The sequence below is a fragment of the Solwaraspora sp. WMMD406 genome (genome assembly GCF_029626025.1).
GTDB lineage: Bacteria > Actinomycetota > Actinomycetes > Mycobacteriales > Micromonosporaceae > Micromonospora_E.
Window position 1 is genome coordinate 5,800,121 of record NZ_JARUBF010000001.1, and the last position, 16,232, is coordinate 5,816,352.

Genomic DNA, 16,232 nt, shown 5'->3' on the forward strand with positions numbered 1-16,232 from the left:
TCGTTCAGCTGAAAAGCTGGACGATCCCGCGCACCGTCGCTTCGATGGGATAGGTTGCCGCGTGCGCCAGGCTGCGCGATCGCGCCTGGGTAAGCAGGGCGGGGTTTCCGGCGAGTTCGACTATGGCATCCGCGATGTCAGTTTCGGTGGGCGGCACCAGACGAGCGTGCGGGTGGACTTCCGGGTAGCACAGGGTGCTGGGGCAGACGCATGCTGCCCCGGCTGCGGCGTGCTCAAGCATGGCCACTCCGAAACTCTCCTCCGCGGAGCAGCTGTAGGAGATGTCCACCTGCGACAGCAGTTGCCAGTACGAGCGTGGTGAGTCGAGGTGTTCCACGAAGCGAACTCTGTCGCCGCCCTGCGCTTGCAAGGAGCGAGCTAGCGTCAGGACCTCTTCCCTGAACTCGGGTGGACTGTGCTGGTCATCGAGCCAGGTCCCCGCCCTGCCGACCGTGACGCGAAGGCCCGGATCTCGATTCAACACTTCCGCCGCGATCCGCAGGGCTTTGTCCGGATTTTTCTGGCTGCGCCACATGTGCGCCCACAAGAGATGGACTCCGGCTTCTTCGCGGCGGTCGCCTCTGGCTGCTCGGATGCCGTTGATATCCACGCCAAGCGGCAGGATCGACACCTCGCTGTCGACGCCTGCCTCCCGCAGGCTCCCCGCCGTGTACTCGCTGTTTGCGGCGAGTATTCGACAGATCAGGAGGGTGTCTTGGAGTACTGGCGTGATCTTGTGCCGGTAGATCTGATGTTGCCAGTCCCAACCGAGGAGCTGGTCGGGAAACAGTACCCAACCGACAACGTCGGCGCCTCGATCAAATGCCGTCATCGGTGTGACGGCTGATTCCATGACGGAGGGAGAAAGAAGTATACGGCTACCTGCAGGCGGCGTGGACATCTGGCGGGGAGGGCTGAGCCAGTTGCCGCTCACCCCGCCGAAGGAGTCCGCAAGCAACTCCAGCCCATGTTCCCCGAGAAGGCCATCCCACATGTTCGCAAGAAAAATCATCGGAACATCCTCCTGCCGACGCGCGTCCGCGCAATACCGAGGATCGTCCCACTATGGAATAGCGCAGCCGTGATCATGAACGCAAGACAGTACGCGATGTTCGCTGAAGTTACCTGGAGACGCTGGACGACCCCCGCGCCAGGGGTTATCTGCCGCGACAACGCGATCCACCGCCGAAGCAGGTGAGTCGCCTGACCAAGCTCGAGCTGATCCCACGCTGCGGCACCGAGTTGGCCGCGGAGCCGACCCATTCCGATTCCGTGGCGGACCTTTCTACCAATGAAGGACCGGTAGGTGGAAGGGTAGAGTACCGCAACTGCCGTTTCAACCAACTGCGGGAATGCCCCGGACAGGCGGAGCCGGCAAGCGAGTTCGATATCGTCGACCCGGTTTCCCGCTGACAGGTCGAGACTAACGCTATCAAAGACAGTCCGAGTGATTCCAAGATTTGGGAACGACACAAACTTGACCGTACCGTCGGCGGCACGCGCAGCAGTTCGGTAGTGATCAATGAGCTCGTCGCATCTCTCAAAGAACCCTTCGGTTCTGCTCTGAATCAAACCAGTCACAATTCCGTGCTCCTCGACGCCGAGTGCCATCCGACCTGCCCAATCGGGCGGGACCACAACGTCGTCGTCGGTGAAGAGAAGAGTGTCGTAGGCAGCGTTGTCGACGCCGAGGCGTCGGGCGAAGGACGACCCGCGACGGCGTCCGGTCCAGATGACCGTGACCGGATGGACTTTCGCCGCCGACATCCACTCAGCGGGTACTGTTCCAGACGGGCTGTCTCGGACGAGCACGATTTCAGCGGGTCCCGGAAGTTGTGATAGAGAAACGCCGAGCGCCTGGACGCTGTCGGTGACGGTTTCTGGATCCCGGATTGAGGCGACGACTACCGACACTCCCTCCGACGGGATCATGGCGCCCACTCCAAAAGTGTCCGCATCGAATTGGCCAGATCGTCGCCATCAGGTCGTACCTTTCGACCGTTCTGCACTGACGGGTTCGCCGGAAGGTAGCTGAGCGTTTCGAGGCAGCGCAGAATACCTGCGGTGACGGCCGCGAGTCTCAGGTCTGGGCTGAGCTGGTCCAGGTGAAGCCACAGCCCTTGGCGCAGATTTGGATCAATGATTCCTTCGGCGAGCAGACCACCGTAGTTCAGGACGGGGTGGCCGCCGATCGGCAGCTCCCAGTCGATGATTGACGCACCTCGGGGACCAATGATGATGTTGCCAGGCTTAAGGTCAGGGTGCACCAGATTCGGTCTGTCGGTGCTAACCAGGTGCATGTTCTGGACCGCAAGTTCGACGGCCGCTGCCAGCAATGAAGGATCGGCGAGCCGATCTCGACCGATTACGGCGGCGTACTCATCAACTTGGTGATGAGTCTGGCTACCAGCCCCGCCTAAATCCCCATCGGCGGTGTGCAGGTAACCGTGGGACAATACCGGTAGCGCCGAGATGTGGCGGATCATGGTATCCATAAGGGGCATAATGGCTGCAGCGATTGTCGATGCGTCCAGGTGCCGAGCCGCCGCACCCAGATCTTCGCCGGGTAACAGTTGGTATATGAGAAACGGGGTGCCGAAGACCGGGCAGGCGAAGCCCCAGGACTCCAGCCTTGGAGTAGGAGCACCTATCCGGGCAAGCCGAATCAGTGTCTCCAGCTCACATGAAAAGCGATCGAGGTCTCGCTGGAGATAGATCCGGAGCACCAGATCGGGGCTTCCCTTGGATGCGACACGGACAGACATGTTGGCGCTGCCGCCAGGCATTACCCTGATCAGCTTTCCCTGACCCAAGTGGGCGGCGGTAGCCGCCCTAATTTTGGCACTTATGCTCTCGGTGGTCATTCAGTTACCGATCCCCGGGAACGGAACCGCGGTGCTTGGCGAGGTGCCGGACGAGTCGATCTCCGAATCCGGACTCGGCACGCAGCCAGATGGAGTCGGCGTATTCGTCGGTCACATGGTCGGGGTGGTACCAGGATCCCTCCTCGAATGAAGTGTACGGGTGTCGCAGGTTGGGCGGATCGCGATTGAAGTCGAATCCGGCAAGCAACTCCCTGCGCATCTGACCAAGCGGAGTCCGTGGGTGATAGGAGTACATGCTCATGCTGACGTACTCGACAAGTTCCTGTTCACGGAGACGTGTTGCATAGTCGAGCGTAGCTTCAACCGATTGCGGCGTCTCGTATGGCAATCCGAACAGCAACGACACACCCAGTCGGATGTCTGAATCGTTGCAGTTCCGCACGCCTGAGTCGATTTGCTCGGTCCGGAGTTTCTTGTGCATCAGATCCAGGCTCTGGTTCGAGTACTGCTCGATCGAGGCGTACAGGTACACCAGGCCAAAGTCGCGCATCCGCGCCAGCTCTTTCAGGTCCTGGACCTGATCGAATCGCGTCAAGGCGCCAACTTCCAAGCCGAGGCTATGAAAACCTTTCAACAGTTCGGCGAAGGCAGGGTCATCTTGAACGGTGCTGTCGTCGAGAAATACGGCACGAACACCAGAACCTGCTAGTTCTTGCGCTTCGGCAAGGATGTGGGCGTGAGAGCGAGCCTGGTAGGGCAGTCCCTCGGAGCAGAAGTTGCACCGGGCGCGGCAACCCCGGTGCGTGATCATCGTGACGGTAGGTTTCCGACGCCCGCCGGCATCCCTGAAGCAGTCGAAGTCGTACAGATCCTCCACCGGTAGCAGATGTCGCGGCACGAAGGGAAGATCGTCCAAGGGAAGCGGGTTCCGAAAACGAACTGCTTGTCGATCTCCGTCGAATACGTAGAGAAGGTTGGCCGCACCCGGCAAACGTGAAGTCTCGTCCCGACGGGAATGCACTCGCGCAGTCGCCGCAGCGGCGTTCTCGGCTCCAATGGTTGCCTCCACCAACCAGCGCAGGATGTATTCGCCGTCGCCACCTACTGCGAAGTCCACTGCGCTGCCCGCATCCCCGTCCAGCGGGTGCAGTTCAGGTGTGCGGCGAAGCACGAACGGTTCGAGCACCTCATCCAGGTGCGGACCCCCCTGAATGATGATCACATTGGGGAGGATCTCTCGTGCGACTCGACCGAGAAGCAGAGCGACGTGCCAGGAGTCATATGTTGAGCTGATGGCGAGGTGAGTCGGCCGCTCGCGGTCGAGCATCGCTCGCCACAGCAACGCCGCTTCCTCCGTGAATACCTTCGGGTGGTAGATGCGGTCGCAGTAGGAGATGTCGATCTGACCGTTGTCCACCGAGTGCACGAGGGGTGCAATTGCGTGGAGCAGGCTGCTCGGGTAACAGTTGAAGAAGCGGTCGTGGGTATCACGGGTAGGAGCGAATGCGAACAGCAATCTCGGTTGAGTGGAATGCACAGGTTCTCCCCAGAGGTAGCCTGGCCGGCGCCTACCGCAGTGCGACCAACACGGCTGTGGTCGCAGCATCCGCCCGCCGGTCTACTTACGTTCGCCGATGAACGATGAACCAGGGACGGCAACCAGGTGTCAACTAGTTACTCTGAGTAAATTTTGCGGGGAAGCGATTGCCGTGACGACGACGCACGCCTGTCGCGACAGCGCCATACCTACCTACGGGTCTACTGCCCCTGCCACCTAGTAGAACGGTCGGCCCGGGACAGGGTGTTCAAGCGGTGAGCGAGCTCGCCTCTGAGCCTGGGGTTGCCCGGAGCGAGCCGGATCAACGCAGTAAGGGTGCTGAGCTCCCGGATGTTGTAGAGCGTGTCGTAGCCGGGCCAATGTCGCAGGTCATGACCGTAGGCGTGGGCGAAGGCGTCGACGGTGGCCGGGTCGACACCGAAGCGGGTTTCCGCATATGTGGGGATGAGATCGATTTCGAATGGGCCGATGCTGACGGAGTCCCAGTCGCCAAGGACAGCCCGGTGCGGGCCGGCGTTCCAGAGCAGGTTCCCCGTGTACATGTCGGCGTGGATGAGGCCGTGCCCGAGGGGGAACTGCAGGCCGTCATACTCGTCGCGGAGTTCCTTGATACGGCGGGTGAGCCACGTGTGTTCGTCGTCGGTCAGCGCCTGACGGGCGGCGGGTGCCTGAACGGTCGACGTGAGCGTGCGAAGGGGCTGGTACTGCGGCAGCGACGGCGGGTGGTCAGGAACCTGGTGTAGTGCAGCCGCGAGCCGGCCGAGGATCCCTGTGTCAGGCCAGCCGGTGTGCTCGGGCTGCGCGTAGTAGTGCCAGAAGCTGACAACGGTCGGAGTGTCGGCTGGGCCGAGAACCAGTGGCTGATCCTCCCTGCTGGGCAGTTCCGTGGGGGCGGTCGCCGGGAAGCCCTGGTCGAGCAGCCAGCGGGTCACGTTGATGGCAGTGCGCGCCTTGTCAACTACTCCAGGTCCGTACCCGATTCGAGCAACGACTGGCACGGCGTCGAGGAGATACACGGCGTTGGCGAAGTGGCGGATCAGTCGCGCGCCCGGCGGGTAACCGGCCCAGAGGCAGGCAGCGTCCAGGACCGCGTGGAGGTTTTCCGGTCGCCCGTGGCGGTCCGCACCAGGACTCACGTGCTGATCTCGTTGGCTGAGTGCCGGCGGCACTGCTCGACCAGGTCGTCGATAGCGCCGCGCATCTGGTGCGCGAGTCGCGCGTGCTGGTAGCGCGCCGTTGCGAGTTCACGCTTGAGCACGGTCAAGGGCTGCACGAGGGCCGGGATACGCATCGTCGAGGGCTGGGCATGCACCACGGCGAGAGCTTCGGCGGCGCCGTCCAGGTCGCGCAGCGGGTCGGCGACACGGGCGGCGGCGACGTCGACCCAGGCGAGGGTTTCATCGCCATAGGACCGCTGGTCAGCCGGGCCGCTGGCGTATGCGGCAATAGCGGCCAGCGATGCGTCGTGAGCAGCAGCGGCGTCGCCGAGACGCAGGAAGACCGAGCCGGCGTAGAAGCTCTGCTTGGCCGAGGTGAACTGCAAAATCCCGCCTATGTCGTCGAACTCGTCTCGATGACCAGCGTACTGATCGGCGCTGAGGTCGCGGGCTGCGCGAGCCCGGTCGAGGGCTTCTCTGACCGCCGGCGCGTTGCCCAAGCTGGCGTACGCGCGCGCCTCAATGCTCGCCAGCCGTACCAGCACGGTACCGGGCACCAGCGCCCGGCGGGCGTGAACGGTGGCCTGCCCTGCCAATCGGACACCCTGCCTTGCCGCGCCATACCACTCCTGGGTCATCGCCTGGTTACCCAGGACCCACGCGGTCAGCGTCGGACTGTCCGCGCGTTCAGCGCAGGCGAGCGCGGCCTGCGTCTGGATCATGGCAGCTTGCGGCGCGCCGAGGTCCCCCGAGGCGTAGGCGAGGACCGCGCACGTGGTCCCAGCCAGCAGGTAGGTCTCCCGCAGCCGGACCGGGTCCGGATGGTTTCGGATCAGGGTGAAGAGATCATCGCGGAGGTCGACCAGGTCAGCGAAGACCGGTGTCAGTGGTGAGTAGACATACGCGTGCGTCAGCGCCGTCAGCCGGGCTCGTAACGAGGCCACCGACAGCTCCCCGAGTCGGGTCGAGTCGGCCCAGAGCGCGAACTTCGCCGAGCCTCGAGCGGCGTCGTCCACCGCCCCGGGAGCGATGTCGCGGCCCGCTTGAAGATGTGCCCTGTGCGGAAGGTCTTGTTCGACTGTCAAAAGCTGATCGACGGCGTATCCGAACTCTGCCTCGACGACCCGGCAGGTACTCGGCCGTGGGGCTGTCCCCACCTCGCCACCGAGCCACCGGTCAAGCTGCCGCAGGCTCAACGTGAAATCACGAACGCCCAAAACTCGCGCTCGCTTCTCCAGTGCCCTGAGTGTCTCCTCGCGCGTCAGGTGCCGGTCCGTCATGAGTCGTTGCATGAGCGTGATCCGCGGCCGGGCACCCATCACACCCCCAAAGGTGAACGTAGTTGTCAGTAGACACACCGTAGCGACGGGCAGAAAGCCGTTCAACGTCCGCTGCCGGGCCAACGGAAGTCCCGACGCCGCCAGACGAGAAGCCGGCGTGGGGGTCCGGCGCGGCTCCAAATGTCAATGCGGCGGCAGTTCGAGGGCGGAGCGCCGTCGTCCCCACGTCCCGCGAACCCGGCCAAGAATGGCCTCCGAACCGGCACGCCTCGACTCGCCGGGTTTGCTTCGTTCCACAAGGTCCGCGCCTGCTCGGGCGTGGACAATTCGCAGCTTAAAGAAGGTTCTGATCATGGCTACTGCAACGGGAACCCAGGCCGACGTCGCGCCCGCCCCCGTGCGCTGGCGCCCAGCCGGTTCGGCCTGTGTCGAACGGACAGCAGCGGACAGCGTTGAAGACACGATGGTGACAGGACATCACGCATGCTGAACTCCGCGACCTACCTCAGCACCGAGGCTCTGGACCGCTTGAACAGCGCGCAGCAGGTCGTGAACAAGCATCTCCTCGAGTGCAGCACCTGCGGTACCAACCGGCTTTGCTATGACCGCATCGAAGCCGAGCGCGTCTTCCTCCGCTACGGGCGCCTCCCGCGACGTACCCCTGGCCTCACCGGCACCGCCGCCACCAAGCGCACCGGTCTGACCTGGCACTACCGTCTATGAAGTTCCCCTGGGACCTGGCCGATCCGCCGGCGAAACCACCTCCCGGCTGCCGCGACGGCCAGCGCTGGCGCACCGCCCGCACCCTCTACGGCGAACACGTCCTCGAAGACACTGGCGCGCACTGCCGCTGCGGCGAGTTGTGGCCGTGCCCTACTCACCGCCGCGCGATTCGCGCCCTGGCGACCGCGTACCTACAAGCCGGCCCTGTCATGGTCGGCGCGTCAACGGCGCACGACGTATGTCGCTGGTGCGCCCGCACGATCGTTTCGCACCCGGACCACGGTTGGATCCATCCCTACGACGGGTACGTCACCTGCGACCCGCCCCACCCCGACGTGTCGCCGGCCGCCACCGCCGAACCGGCCCCCACCACCCGGTAGACCGTACCTGGCGGTGCCCTCGGCCCAGCGTCGGCCAGATCCGGTCCAGCGGCTCCCGAGCGCCCGGCGGGCACCCAGCCACCCGTACGGCGTACGCCAAAAAGCCCCGACCGGCGGTTTCCGCCCGGTCGGGGCTTTGGTGTCTGGTACGCCGCGTAGGACTCGAACCTACAACCCGCGGATTAAGAGTCCGCTGCTCTGCCAGTTGAGCTAGCGGCGCTCGCTGACAACGCGGGCAACCCTAGCACGGGCCGCCGTGAGGCTTCCAACCGGTTGCCGGTGTCGAGCCGACTGTCCGGCCGACCTGTCCGGGTGCATGGATCTGGCACCCTTCCGGATCAGGCACGAACGGCGTAGCGGGTGATGCACGATGTCGTCAGGGACGCGACGAGAAACGGGGACAGGGATGGACAGGGTCAGGAGGGGTTGGTCGGTCGCGGTGGCACTGGCAGTCGTCACGCCGACCGCGCTGGCGGGATGTGGAGCGGAGAAGACACCGCGTTTCGTCGACGGGCAGGTGGCCTCGGCGAGTCCGACGCCGCCGCCGGAGCCGTTCGAATTCGCGATCGCGCCGGAACCCGACGCGGAGGACCTGCCGATCAGTACGGAGATTGGCACGACGGTCAGTGGTGGCGAGATCACGTCGGTGACGCTCGCCGAGGAGGGCGGGGGCGAGGTCAACGGGAGTCTGCGGGAGGACGGCACCTCCTGGGTGCCGGACAAACCGCTCAAGAACAACAAGAAGTACACGGCGACGGTGGTGGCGACCAGCAGCACCGGTGACGAGGAGACCAAGACCACCTCGTTCACCACGATGGGCAAGTCCGGTTCGCAGACCGGCACCGGCCTCTATCTCTTCGACGGCCGGACGTACGGGGTGGCGATGCCGGTGGTGGTGGAGTTCTTCCCGGGCATCCCGCAGGACCAGCGGGCGAGCGTACAGAAACGGATGTTCGTGACGACGGACCCGCCCCAGCCCGGCACCTGGTACTGGGTGTCCAACGGCACGCAGGCCTACTACCGGGCTCCGGACTTCTGGCGGGCCGGGACCACGTTGAGCACCCGGATCGCGCTGTCCGGTCATCCGACCGGCGACGGCCGGTACGGCGACATGGACCGCAGCGCCACCGCCAAGATCGGTGACAAGGTGACAATGGAGGTCGACAACGCCACCAAGCAGCTGTCGATGTTCAAGAACGACAAGCTGGTCAAGCAGATGCCGGTCAGCCTGGGTAAACCCAGCACTCCGTCGTCGAGCGGCACGATGATCGTGATGGACAAGCAGGAGCAGACCGTTTTCGACACGTTCGCCGAGCTGGGGCCGGTGGAGGGCTACCGGACGGACATCTCGTTCGCCCAGCGGATCACCTGGGGCGGCGAGTTCATCCATGCGGCCCCGTGGTCGGTGGGTGACCAGGGCGTACGGAACGTGTCGCACGGCTGCGTCAACCTGTCGATGGCGAACGCCGAGTGGCTGTTCAGCCAGACGAAGGTCGGCGACCCGATCACGGTCAAGGGCACCGAGCGCAAACTCGCCGACGGCAACGGCTGGACGGCGTGGAACCTCACCTGGGACGAGTTCGTCAAAGGTAGTGCTCTGCCGGTGCCGGCCGACCTGCGGCCGAGCGGGTCATCGCCACCGGCGTCGCCGACTCCCGGTGCCCCGGCTCCGGGCTCGGCTGCACCGAGCCCTTCGGCCACGGCCGGTTAGCACTCGCGACGCACCGTACAGGATAGGACAGCAGGTACAACATCTGAATAAACGCCTGAATAACACGATCCCGCAGCGGCTAGCCAATTTTTCGGGTCATCCGGGAATATCGGTCAGCCGCTGCGGCGTTTGTTCCGTGCAGGCACGAACCCGGGAGTTGCCCCGTCGCGTCATTCGTGGACGATGGGCTCTGGGGACCGAACTTCGTGAGGGGATCATGCGAGCCAGCCGCAATCAGGTAACGCCGCGCGCCGGACGAGTGCGGGCACTCGCGCCACGGGCACTCGCGGGCGTCGTGCTCGCCGTCGCGCTGACACTCACCAGCGCCTGTACGGGCAGCGGCAACGCCCCGTCCTGGCAGGGCGGCACCGAGGTGGAGGCCGAGCCGAGCCCGAAGGCCCAGGCGACGATCACCACGCCGGCCGCCGACGCGACCGACGTACCCGCCTCGACCGGCATCACCTTCACCGCGACCGAGGCGGTCGAGACCGTGGTCGAACTCACCGACGCCGAGGGCACCCCGGTGGAGGGCGCGGTCAACGCCGAAGGCACCGAGTTCCTGCCCACCGGGCAACTCGCCTACGGCGCCGCGTACACCGCCACGGTCACGGTGACCGGCGACGACGGTAAGACCACCACGACCAGCCACAGCTTCCGCACCATGGAACAACCCGCCAACCAGGTACGGGTGTCCAGCTTCCTCGGCGACGGCAACGTGGTCGGCGTGGCGATGCCGCTCATCCTGCGGTTCAGCCGCGACATCCCGCAGGACCAGCGCGACGACGTGCAGGGCCGGCTCAGCGTACGGACCACACCGGCCCAAGAGGGCATTTGGTACTGGGTCAGCCCCACCGAGGTCCAGTTCCGGCCGCGCGAGTACTGGCAGGCCGGCACCAAACTGTTCTACAAGGCGCAGACCGGCGGGCTGCCGATGGGCGACGGCTGGTACGGCCGCAACGATCTCACCATCGACGCCGAGGTCGGCTCCGCGCTGATCATGACCGTGGACAACGCCACCAAGAAGATGGTGGTCACCAAGGACGGGCAGACGATCAAGGAGATCCCGATCAGCCTGGGCAAGCCGAAGACCCCGTCCTCCAGCGGCACCATGATCGTGATGGAGAAGCTCAAGGAGACCGTCTTCGACACATTCGAAGAGTTGGGTCCGGAGGAGGGCTACCGGACCGACATCGAGTACGCCCAGCGGCTGACCTGGGGTGGCGAGTTCATCCACGCCGCCCCGTGGTCGGTGGCGGACCAAGGTGTCCGCAACGTGTCGCACGGCTGCATCAACATGTCGATGGCGAACGCCGAATGGCTGTTCAACCAGACCAAGGTCGGCGACCCGGTGACCGTCAAGGGCACCGAACGCCAGCTGGCCAACGGCAACGGCTGGACGGTCTGGAACCTGAGCTGGGAGGAACTGGTGGCGGGCAGCGCTCTGCCGTACGAGCCGCCGGCCAGCGAATCGGCCCCGGCGACCAGCCCCAGCGCCGACCCGCAGGCCTGAGTCCGCCGACCGGGCACCGGGACAGCGGCGACCAAGCCAAAAGGCCAAGGGCCGGTCAGGATCTGGGAGATCCTGACCGGCCCTTGGTCGTGTGGGGTGACTGAAGGGACTTGAACCCTCGACACCCGGGACCACAACCCGGTGCTCTACCTGCTGAGCTACAGCCACCACGAACCTCACCCGACGAACCGCCGCGTGTGGTGCCGACCAATGATAGCCGCAACCATGCCTACCGCGTCGACAGGGTTGCCATGGCGCGCGCCGCAGGCCGGGCCGCGCCATCGCCGGCGGGGACGTACGGGCAGGACGGACAGACAGCGGCCCGCCGACGGGTCAGAGGCCGGCGGCGATCGCCTTGGCCGCGTCCACGTCCGGTCCGGGCAGCGGTACGAAGATGGCCCGGCGGTAGTACTCCAGTTCCCGGATGCTCTCTTGGATGTCGGCCAGTGCCCGGTGCGACAGGCCCTTGGCCGGCTGCCCGAAGTACACCCGGGGGTACCAACGTCGGCACAGCTCCTTGATCGACGACACGTCGATCATCCGGTAGTGCAGGAAGGCGTCGAGGCGGGGCATGTCACGGGCCAGAAACCCCCGGTCGGTGGCGATCGAATTGCCACACAGCGGGGCCGTCTTGGGATCCCGGACGAACCCGCTGACGTACTCCAGGATCTCGTCCTCCGCCTCGGCGAGGGTGACCGTCGAGCGGCGCACTTCCTGCGTCAGACCGGACTTCTCGTGCATCTCGCGGACCACGTCCGGCATCCCGGCGAGGGCCGCCTCGTCGGCGTGGATCACCAGGTCGACGCCGTCACCGAGGACGTTGAGGTCGGAGTCGGTGACCAGCGCCGCCACCTCGATCAGAGCATCCCTGCCGAGATCGAGCCCGGTCATCTCACAATCGATCCAGACAAGAAGATCAGCCACGCCGACAGCCTACGCGGCATGATCCAGCCGGCAGCCGGTCATGACCTACCGGCCGGTGTCGGCACCCGGCGGAGGACACCCATTAGGCTCGCGGCGTGCCCGCCGACGCCCTGCCGGACCCTCCGCCGTCCCCCGCCGCCGCACCGGACAGCGGACCGGCGAGCGGACCGGCGAGCGGACCGGCGAGCGGACCGGCCAGCGAACCGGACGGCCGGCGTGGCCGGACGCTGCGGCGGGTCGCCCTGGTCGTCGGCCTCACCGCCGTCGTCGTCACCGCCCTGACCTGGTACGGAAATCGGCACGACTTCTACGATCTGAAGATCTACCTCAGCGCGATGCGGTGGTGGGCGGCCGGCAATCCGCTCTACGACTACGTCCAGCCCGATCCGGTGCAGGGCGAGCTGTATTTCACCTATCCCCCGTTCACCGCACTGCTGCTGCGGCCGTTCGCCGCTCTTCCGGTCGGGGCCACCACCGCCATCTTCACCGTCGGCACCCTGTTGGCGGTGGTCGCCACCACCGTCTGGCTGGTCACCCCGGTGGCCCGCCGCCGAGGACTGCCCCGGTGGTATCCGGCGGCGCTGGCCGTACCGCTGATCGTGGTGATCGAACCGACCAGGGAGACCCTCTTCTTCGGCCAGATCAACATGCTGCTCGTGGTGTTGATCCTCGCCGACCTGCTGTACGCGGTACCGCGCCGGTCCCGCTGGGCCGGCGTCGGGATCGGCCTGGCCACCGCGATCAAACTGTTCCCGGGGATCTTCATCGGCTACCTGTTGGTGACCCGGAGGTGGCGCGCGGCGCTGGTGTCCTGCGCCGCCGCCGCCGGCGCCACCCTGCTGGCCGCGGCGCTCGCGCCGGCCGAGTCCTGGCGGTTCTGGACCCACGAACTGTGGACCACCGAGCGGGTCGGCCGCACCGACTACACCGGCAACCAGTCACTGCTCGGCCTGCTCGGGCGGCTCGTCGCGCCGGACGAACCCCACCGGCTGATCTGGCTGGTCCTGGTGGCGGTCACCGCCGGGTACGGGCTCTGGCGGGCGGCCCGGGCCGCGCGGGCCGGCGACGAGCTGACCGGGCTTGCCCTGACCGGGCTGGTCGGTGCCCTGATCAGCCCGATCACCTGGCCGCATCACGTGTACTGGTTCGTGCCGGCGCTGATCGTGCTCGTCGACGCGGCGATCCGGCCGGTGGTCTCGCCGCTGCCCGCGCCGCCGGACGGACCAGCGGACGGCCCGGCGGACGGACCAGCGGACGGCCCGGCGGACGGGCTGCCGGCCGCGGCGGCGGACGGCCCGACCAGCCGGGCGGCAACCGGCCCGACCAGCCGGGCCCGGTCCGTCGCGCTGCTGGTCCTGGCGGCGGGTACGTTCGCCGCGCTGACCTTCGGAGTGGTGTCGTTGGTCGACTGGGGGCATGATCCGGTGCCCACCGACGATCCGGGCACCTTCCTGCTCCGTAATCTCTACGTCGTCGCGGCCGCGCTGCTGCTGGTCACGTTGCCGATCCGGCACCACGCCCGGACTCCGGACCACCCGTAGCGGCGGTAGCCGGCGCGGCGCGGCGGAACCGGGCGAACGCCAGCCCACCCAGCACCAGTCCGGCCAGACCGGCGAGCAGCCCGGCGACGCCCAGCCCGACCGCCAGGCCCGTTCCGGACGCGTCGTCGGCACCGGACGCGGTGTCGCCGGTCGACGTCTCGCCGTCCGGCGTACCGGCCGGATCCGGATCCGTCGGATCGGCGGCTGGTTCGTCGCCTGCGTCCGACGTCAACCGCAGCACGGTCGCCGGCGTCGCCGGCTCGTCCTGCCCGGGGACCGGCACCTCGATCCATCGAACGATCGTGCCGTCGGAGTAGGTCTGCAACGACTTGAAGACCATTTGATCGACCTCCGGCAGCGGCCCCATCATGACGACGAACTCCTGGAACTCACCTGGCTGGACCGCCGCCTCCGGAGTCTCGGCGGTCCACACGATCCGGGCCACCGCCTCGGTCACCTGTGCCCCGTGCATCTCCAGCGGCGGATCCACCGGTGCCTTCTCCACCGTCGCCGTCCAGCCGGCCGCCGGCAACAGATGGACCGAGGCCACCGGGGCGTCTTCCGGCAACACCACCTCCACCTCGGTGGTGCCAGCGGTGGAACTCTCGGTCGGCACCCGGAACGCCAACCGGGCGTAGTCGCCCGCGCTGGCCTGTGACGGGCTGACGGTGATGTGTGCGGCGGCCGGGGCGGCCAGCCCGAACACGCCGGCCAGGGCGACCGCCCCGGTCAGCGTCGCGGTACGGGCCAGGAAGCCTCGGTGACGAAGCATGTGGTAGCACCCTTCCTCGTGGTTCCTACGCGGTTCGTGTTGGTTCTTCCGGGTTTCGTGACGGTACGTGGCCGGTTAGCCGATCTCCACCGGGGTGGAGACGCTGGCCTGGTCGATGTCGGAGATCCGTACGGTGATCCGCAGCTCCCATTCGCCCTCGGTCGGCAGGCTGATCTCCCCGGTGGCGTGGTTGTCGGTGAGCGGCAGCAACGGAATCTCGATCGGTTCGACCCCGCTGGCCGGCAGGGCGGCGGTCGCCTGCCACTCGAGCACCGCCTGGGGGCGGTTGTCCAGGGTGTAGGCGTACAGGTGAACCGAGTTGTTGCCCCGGCGCGCCGGGTCCACCTCGACCTGCAGCGAATAGATCTCGGTGGTGAGGGTGGTGGAGAAGTAGCCGGAAGTGCCGCGGAGGTTCTCCACGACGGCGGTGCGCGCCGGAGTGGTCTGCACGAGCACCGCACTGACCGCCAGCACCACGGCGGTGACGCCCAACTCGGTCCAGATGGCCTGTCGCATGCGGCCGGGTCGGCCGGCCGCGCTGCGGTCCCGGACCAGCTGCCGCGAGTACGCCGCCACCGCGAGGACCACCACGAACAGCCCTATCTTGGTCAGCAGGAGCCGGCCGTACGTGGTGGAGAACAGCGCGCCGAGGGTGCCGACCTCGATCAGCGCCTGCACCGTACCGGCGAGCAGCAGCGCGCAAACCGCCAGCGCCGCCCAGCGCGACCAGATCGGCAGAATCGCACCGAGTTCCCGCTCGTCGGCCTGGCGCAGCAGGAACACCCCGAGCATCGCCAGTCCGCCGAGCCACACCGCCATGCCGGCCAGGTGCACCGCGTCCACCACCACCGACACGGCGGGCACCGGCGATGCCGCCGGATGTCCGGCGAGTGGCCAGGTGAACAGTCCGATCACGGCCAGCCCGCCGAGCAGGATCCGGTCGCTGCGGCCGTCGACGCCGGTCAGGAAGGGCCGCAGCAGGACCGCCGCAGCGGTCAGGACGCCGAGCCGGACCAGCAGCGCGGCCCCGAGCCCACTGCCGATGACGTCGCGGAACGCGGCGCCGTCGACGTCGACCAACCCACCCCCGGTGACGTACGGCGCCTGCAGCCACAGCGCGGCGAGGGTGGCCGCCGCGACCAGACCGAGCCCGGTCCAGACCAGCCGGCTCGGCCCCGCCCGGGACAGCCGACGCGGCCAGAGCAGGCTGAGCACCAGCACCGGTCCGACGAGTAGCAGCAGCCCGACGTACCCGGCGAACTTGCTGGCCTGGATCAGCCTGCTGACCACCGGATCGGTGTCGCTGCCACTCGCGTCGTCGGTCGGCACCGCCGACGGCGCCCCGACCGAGAAGGTGAACCCGCCGGAAACCGGGTGACCGTCGGCGGAAATGACCCGGTAGCTGACCAGGTAGGTGCCGCGTGGCGTCCGCTCGCCCAACGGGATCGTGACCACCGCACCGTTGAACACCGGCTCGCCCTGGTCCGCCCGCTGTCCGTCCGGGGCGATCACCCGTACCCGGTCCGGCACCTGGCGCACCGACTCGGAGAAGGTCAGCACCACTTCGGCCGGGGCGTTGGGCACCACCGAGTCGAGCAACGGGCTGGTGCTGACCAGTACGGCGTGCGCACTGGCCGGTGCGGCGGGGAGCAGGACGACGGGCAACGCCGCCATGAGCAGTCCGGCGACGGCGGCCAGACGCGACGCCCATCGATTCGTTGCGGCAGTCATGCCGCATATGCTCGCCGAGTCGGTAGCCCTCGCGCGACCCGGCTCTCCCTCATTCATGATTGGTCGGCCGTTCGGCCCGAAAAGTTCCCGCCCGATCATGGACGATTCGGACACCAGTCG

Annotated in this window: 14 protein-coding genes and 2 tRNA genes; 5 read left to right on the top strand and 11 right to left on the bottom strand. The window is 66.8% G+C overall.

Annotation, left to right across the window (positions count from 1 at the left end; translation table 11 throughout):
* Window positions 1-4 precede the first annotated feature (4 nt).
* The 6 genes from O7632_RS25740 to O7632_RS25765 all read right to left on the bottom strand — a co-directional run bounded on the left by O7632_RS25740 (window position 5) and on the right by O7632_RS25765 (window position 6,832).
* Window positions 5-1,012 carry a glycosyltransferase family 4 protein gene (locus O7632_RS25740; protein WP_278117942.1) on the bottom strand — a complete coding sequence of 336 codons (1,008 nt, stop codon included), beginning with the start codon at window positions 1,010-1,012 and terminating at the stop codon, window positions 5-7.
* On the bottom strand, window positions 1,009-1,932 hold the full coding sequence (locus tag O7632_RS25745) for a glycosyltransferase (RefSeq protein ID WP_278120391.1): 924 nt from the start codon (window positions 1,930-1,932) through the stop codon (window positions 1,009-1,011). Before O7632_RS25745 ends, O7632_RS25740 begins: the two co-directional genes overlap by 4 nt.
* Window positions 1,929-2,864, bottom strand: a complete 936-nt coding sequence (locus O7632_RS25750; protein WP_278117943.1) for a phosphotransferase — start codon at window positions 2,862-2,864, stop codon at window positions 1,929-1,931. Before O7632_RS25750 ends, O7632_RS25745 begins: the two co-directional genes overlap by 4 nt.
* Window positions 2,865-2,868: 4 nt before the next feature.
* The gene (locus O7632_RS25755) at window positions 2,869-4,242 is read right to left on the bottom strand and encodes a radical SAM protein (protein WP_278117944.1); all 1,374 of its coding nucleotides are present in this window, start codon (window positions 4,240-4,242) and stop codon (window positions 2,869-2,871) included.
* A 341-nt stretch (window positions 4,243-4,583) separates the two neighbouring features.
* Window positions 4,584-5,315, bottom strand: a complete 732-nt coding sequence (locus tag O7632_RS25760; RefSeq protein WP_278117946.1) for an aminoglycoside phosphotransferase family protein — start codon at window positions 5,313-5,315, stop codon at window positions 4,584-4,586.
* 200 nt (window positions 5,316-5,515) lie between these two features.
* Complete coding sequence (locus O7632_RS25765) at window positions 5,516-6,832, bottom strand: hypothetical protein (protein ID WP_278117948.1); 1,317 nt, start codon at window positions 6,830-6,832, stop codon at window positions 5,516-5,518.
* 471 nt (window positions 6,833-7,303) lie between these two features.
* Here O7632_RS25765 and O7632_RS25770 point away from each other — a divergent pair, with 471 nt between their 5' ends.
* Entirely contained in the window at window positions 7,304-7,543 is a 240-nt protein-coding gene (locus O7632_RS25770) for a hypothetical protein (RefSeq protein WP_278117950.1), read from the top strand.
* Entirely contained in the window at window positions 7,540-7,923 is a 384-nt protein-coding gene (locus O7632_RS25775; protein WP_278117952.1) for a hypothetical protein, read from the top strand. Before O7632_RS25770 ends, O7632_RS25775 begins: the two co-directional genes overlap by 4 nt.
* A 144-nt stretch (window positions 7,924-8,067) precedes the next feature.
* Here O7632_RS25775 and O7632_RS25780 read toward each other — a convergent pair.
* A tRNA-Lys gene (locus tag O7632_RS25780) sits at window positions 8,068-8,143 on the bottom strand.
* A 186-nt stretch (window positions 8,144-8,329) separates the two neighbouring features.
* Between O7632_RS25780 and O7632_RS25785 the strand changes: the two genes are divergently transcribed.
* Complete coding sequence (locus O7632_RS25785) at window positions 8,330-9,634, top strand: Ig-like domain-containing protein (protein ID WP_278117953.1); 1,305 nt, start codon at window positions 8,330-8,332, stop codon at window positions 9,632-9,634.
* Between the two features lie 217 nt (window positions 9,635-9,851).
* Window positions 9,852-11,144, top strand: coding sequence for an Ig-like domain-containing protein (locus tag O7632_RS25790; RefSeq protein ID WP_278117954.1), 1,293 nt, complete (start codon window positions 9,852-9,854; stop codon window positions 11,142-11,144).
* 92 nt (window positions 11,145-11,236) lie between these two features.
* On the opposite strand, the gene O7632_RS25795 is transcribed toward O7632_RS25790, so the two are convergent.
* Together O7632_RS25795 and orn are read right to left on the bottom strand one after the other, a co-directional pair.
* Window positions 11,237-11,312: transfer RNA gene (locus tag O7632_RS25795), tRNA-His, on the bottom strand.
* A gap of 165 nt (window positions 11,313-11,477) precedes the next feature.
* Window positions 11,478-12,068, bottom strand: a complete 591-nt coding sequence (gene orn, locus O7632_RS25800; protein WP_278117956.1) for an oligoribonuclease — start codon at window positions 12,066-12,068, stop codon at window positions 11,478-11,480.
* 227 nt (window positions 12,069-12,295) lie between these two features.
* Here orn and O7632_RS25805 point away from each other — a divergent pair, with 227 nt between their 5' ends.
* Window positions 12,296-13,609: a glycosyltransferase 87 family protein gene (locus tag O7632_RS25805; RefSeq protein WP_278120393.1), complete on the top strand. Its 1,314-nt coding sequence runs from the start codon at window positions 12,296-12,298 to the stop codon at window positions 13,607-13,609.
* Here the strand turns inward: O7632_RS25805 and O7632_RS25810 are convergent.
* Both O7632_RS25810 and O7632_RS25815 read right to left on the bottom strand, forming a co-directional pair.
* Entirely contained in the window at window positions 13,563-14,381 is an 819-nt protein-coding gene (locus O7632_RS25810; RefSeq protein WP_278117958.1) for a YcnI family protein, read from the bottom strand. The genes O7632_RS25805 and O7632_RS25810 overlap by 47 nt on opposite strands.
* Before the next feature lie 75 nt (window positions 14,382-14,456).
* Window positions 14,457-16,121 carry a copper resistance protein CopC gene (locus tag O7632_RS25815; protein ID WP_278120394.1) on the bottom strand — a complete coding sequence of 555 codons (1,665 nt, stop codon included), beginning with the start codon at window positions 16,119-16,121 and terminating at the stop codon, window positions 14,457-14,459.
* Window positions 16,122-16,232: the final 111 nt, after the last annotated feature.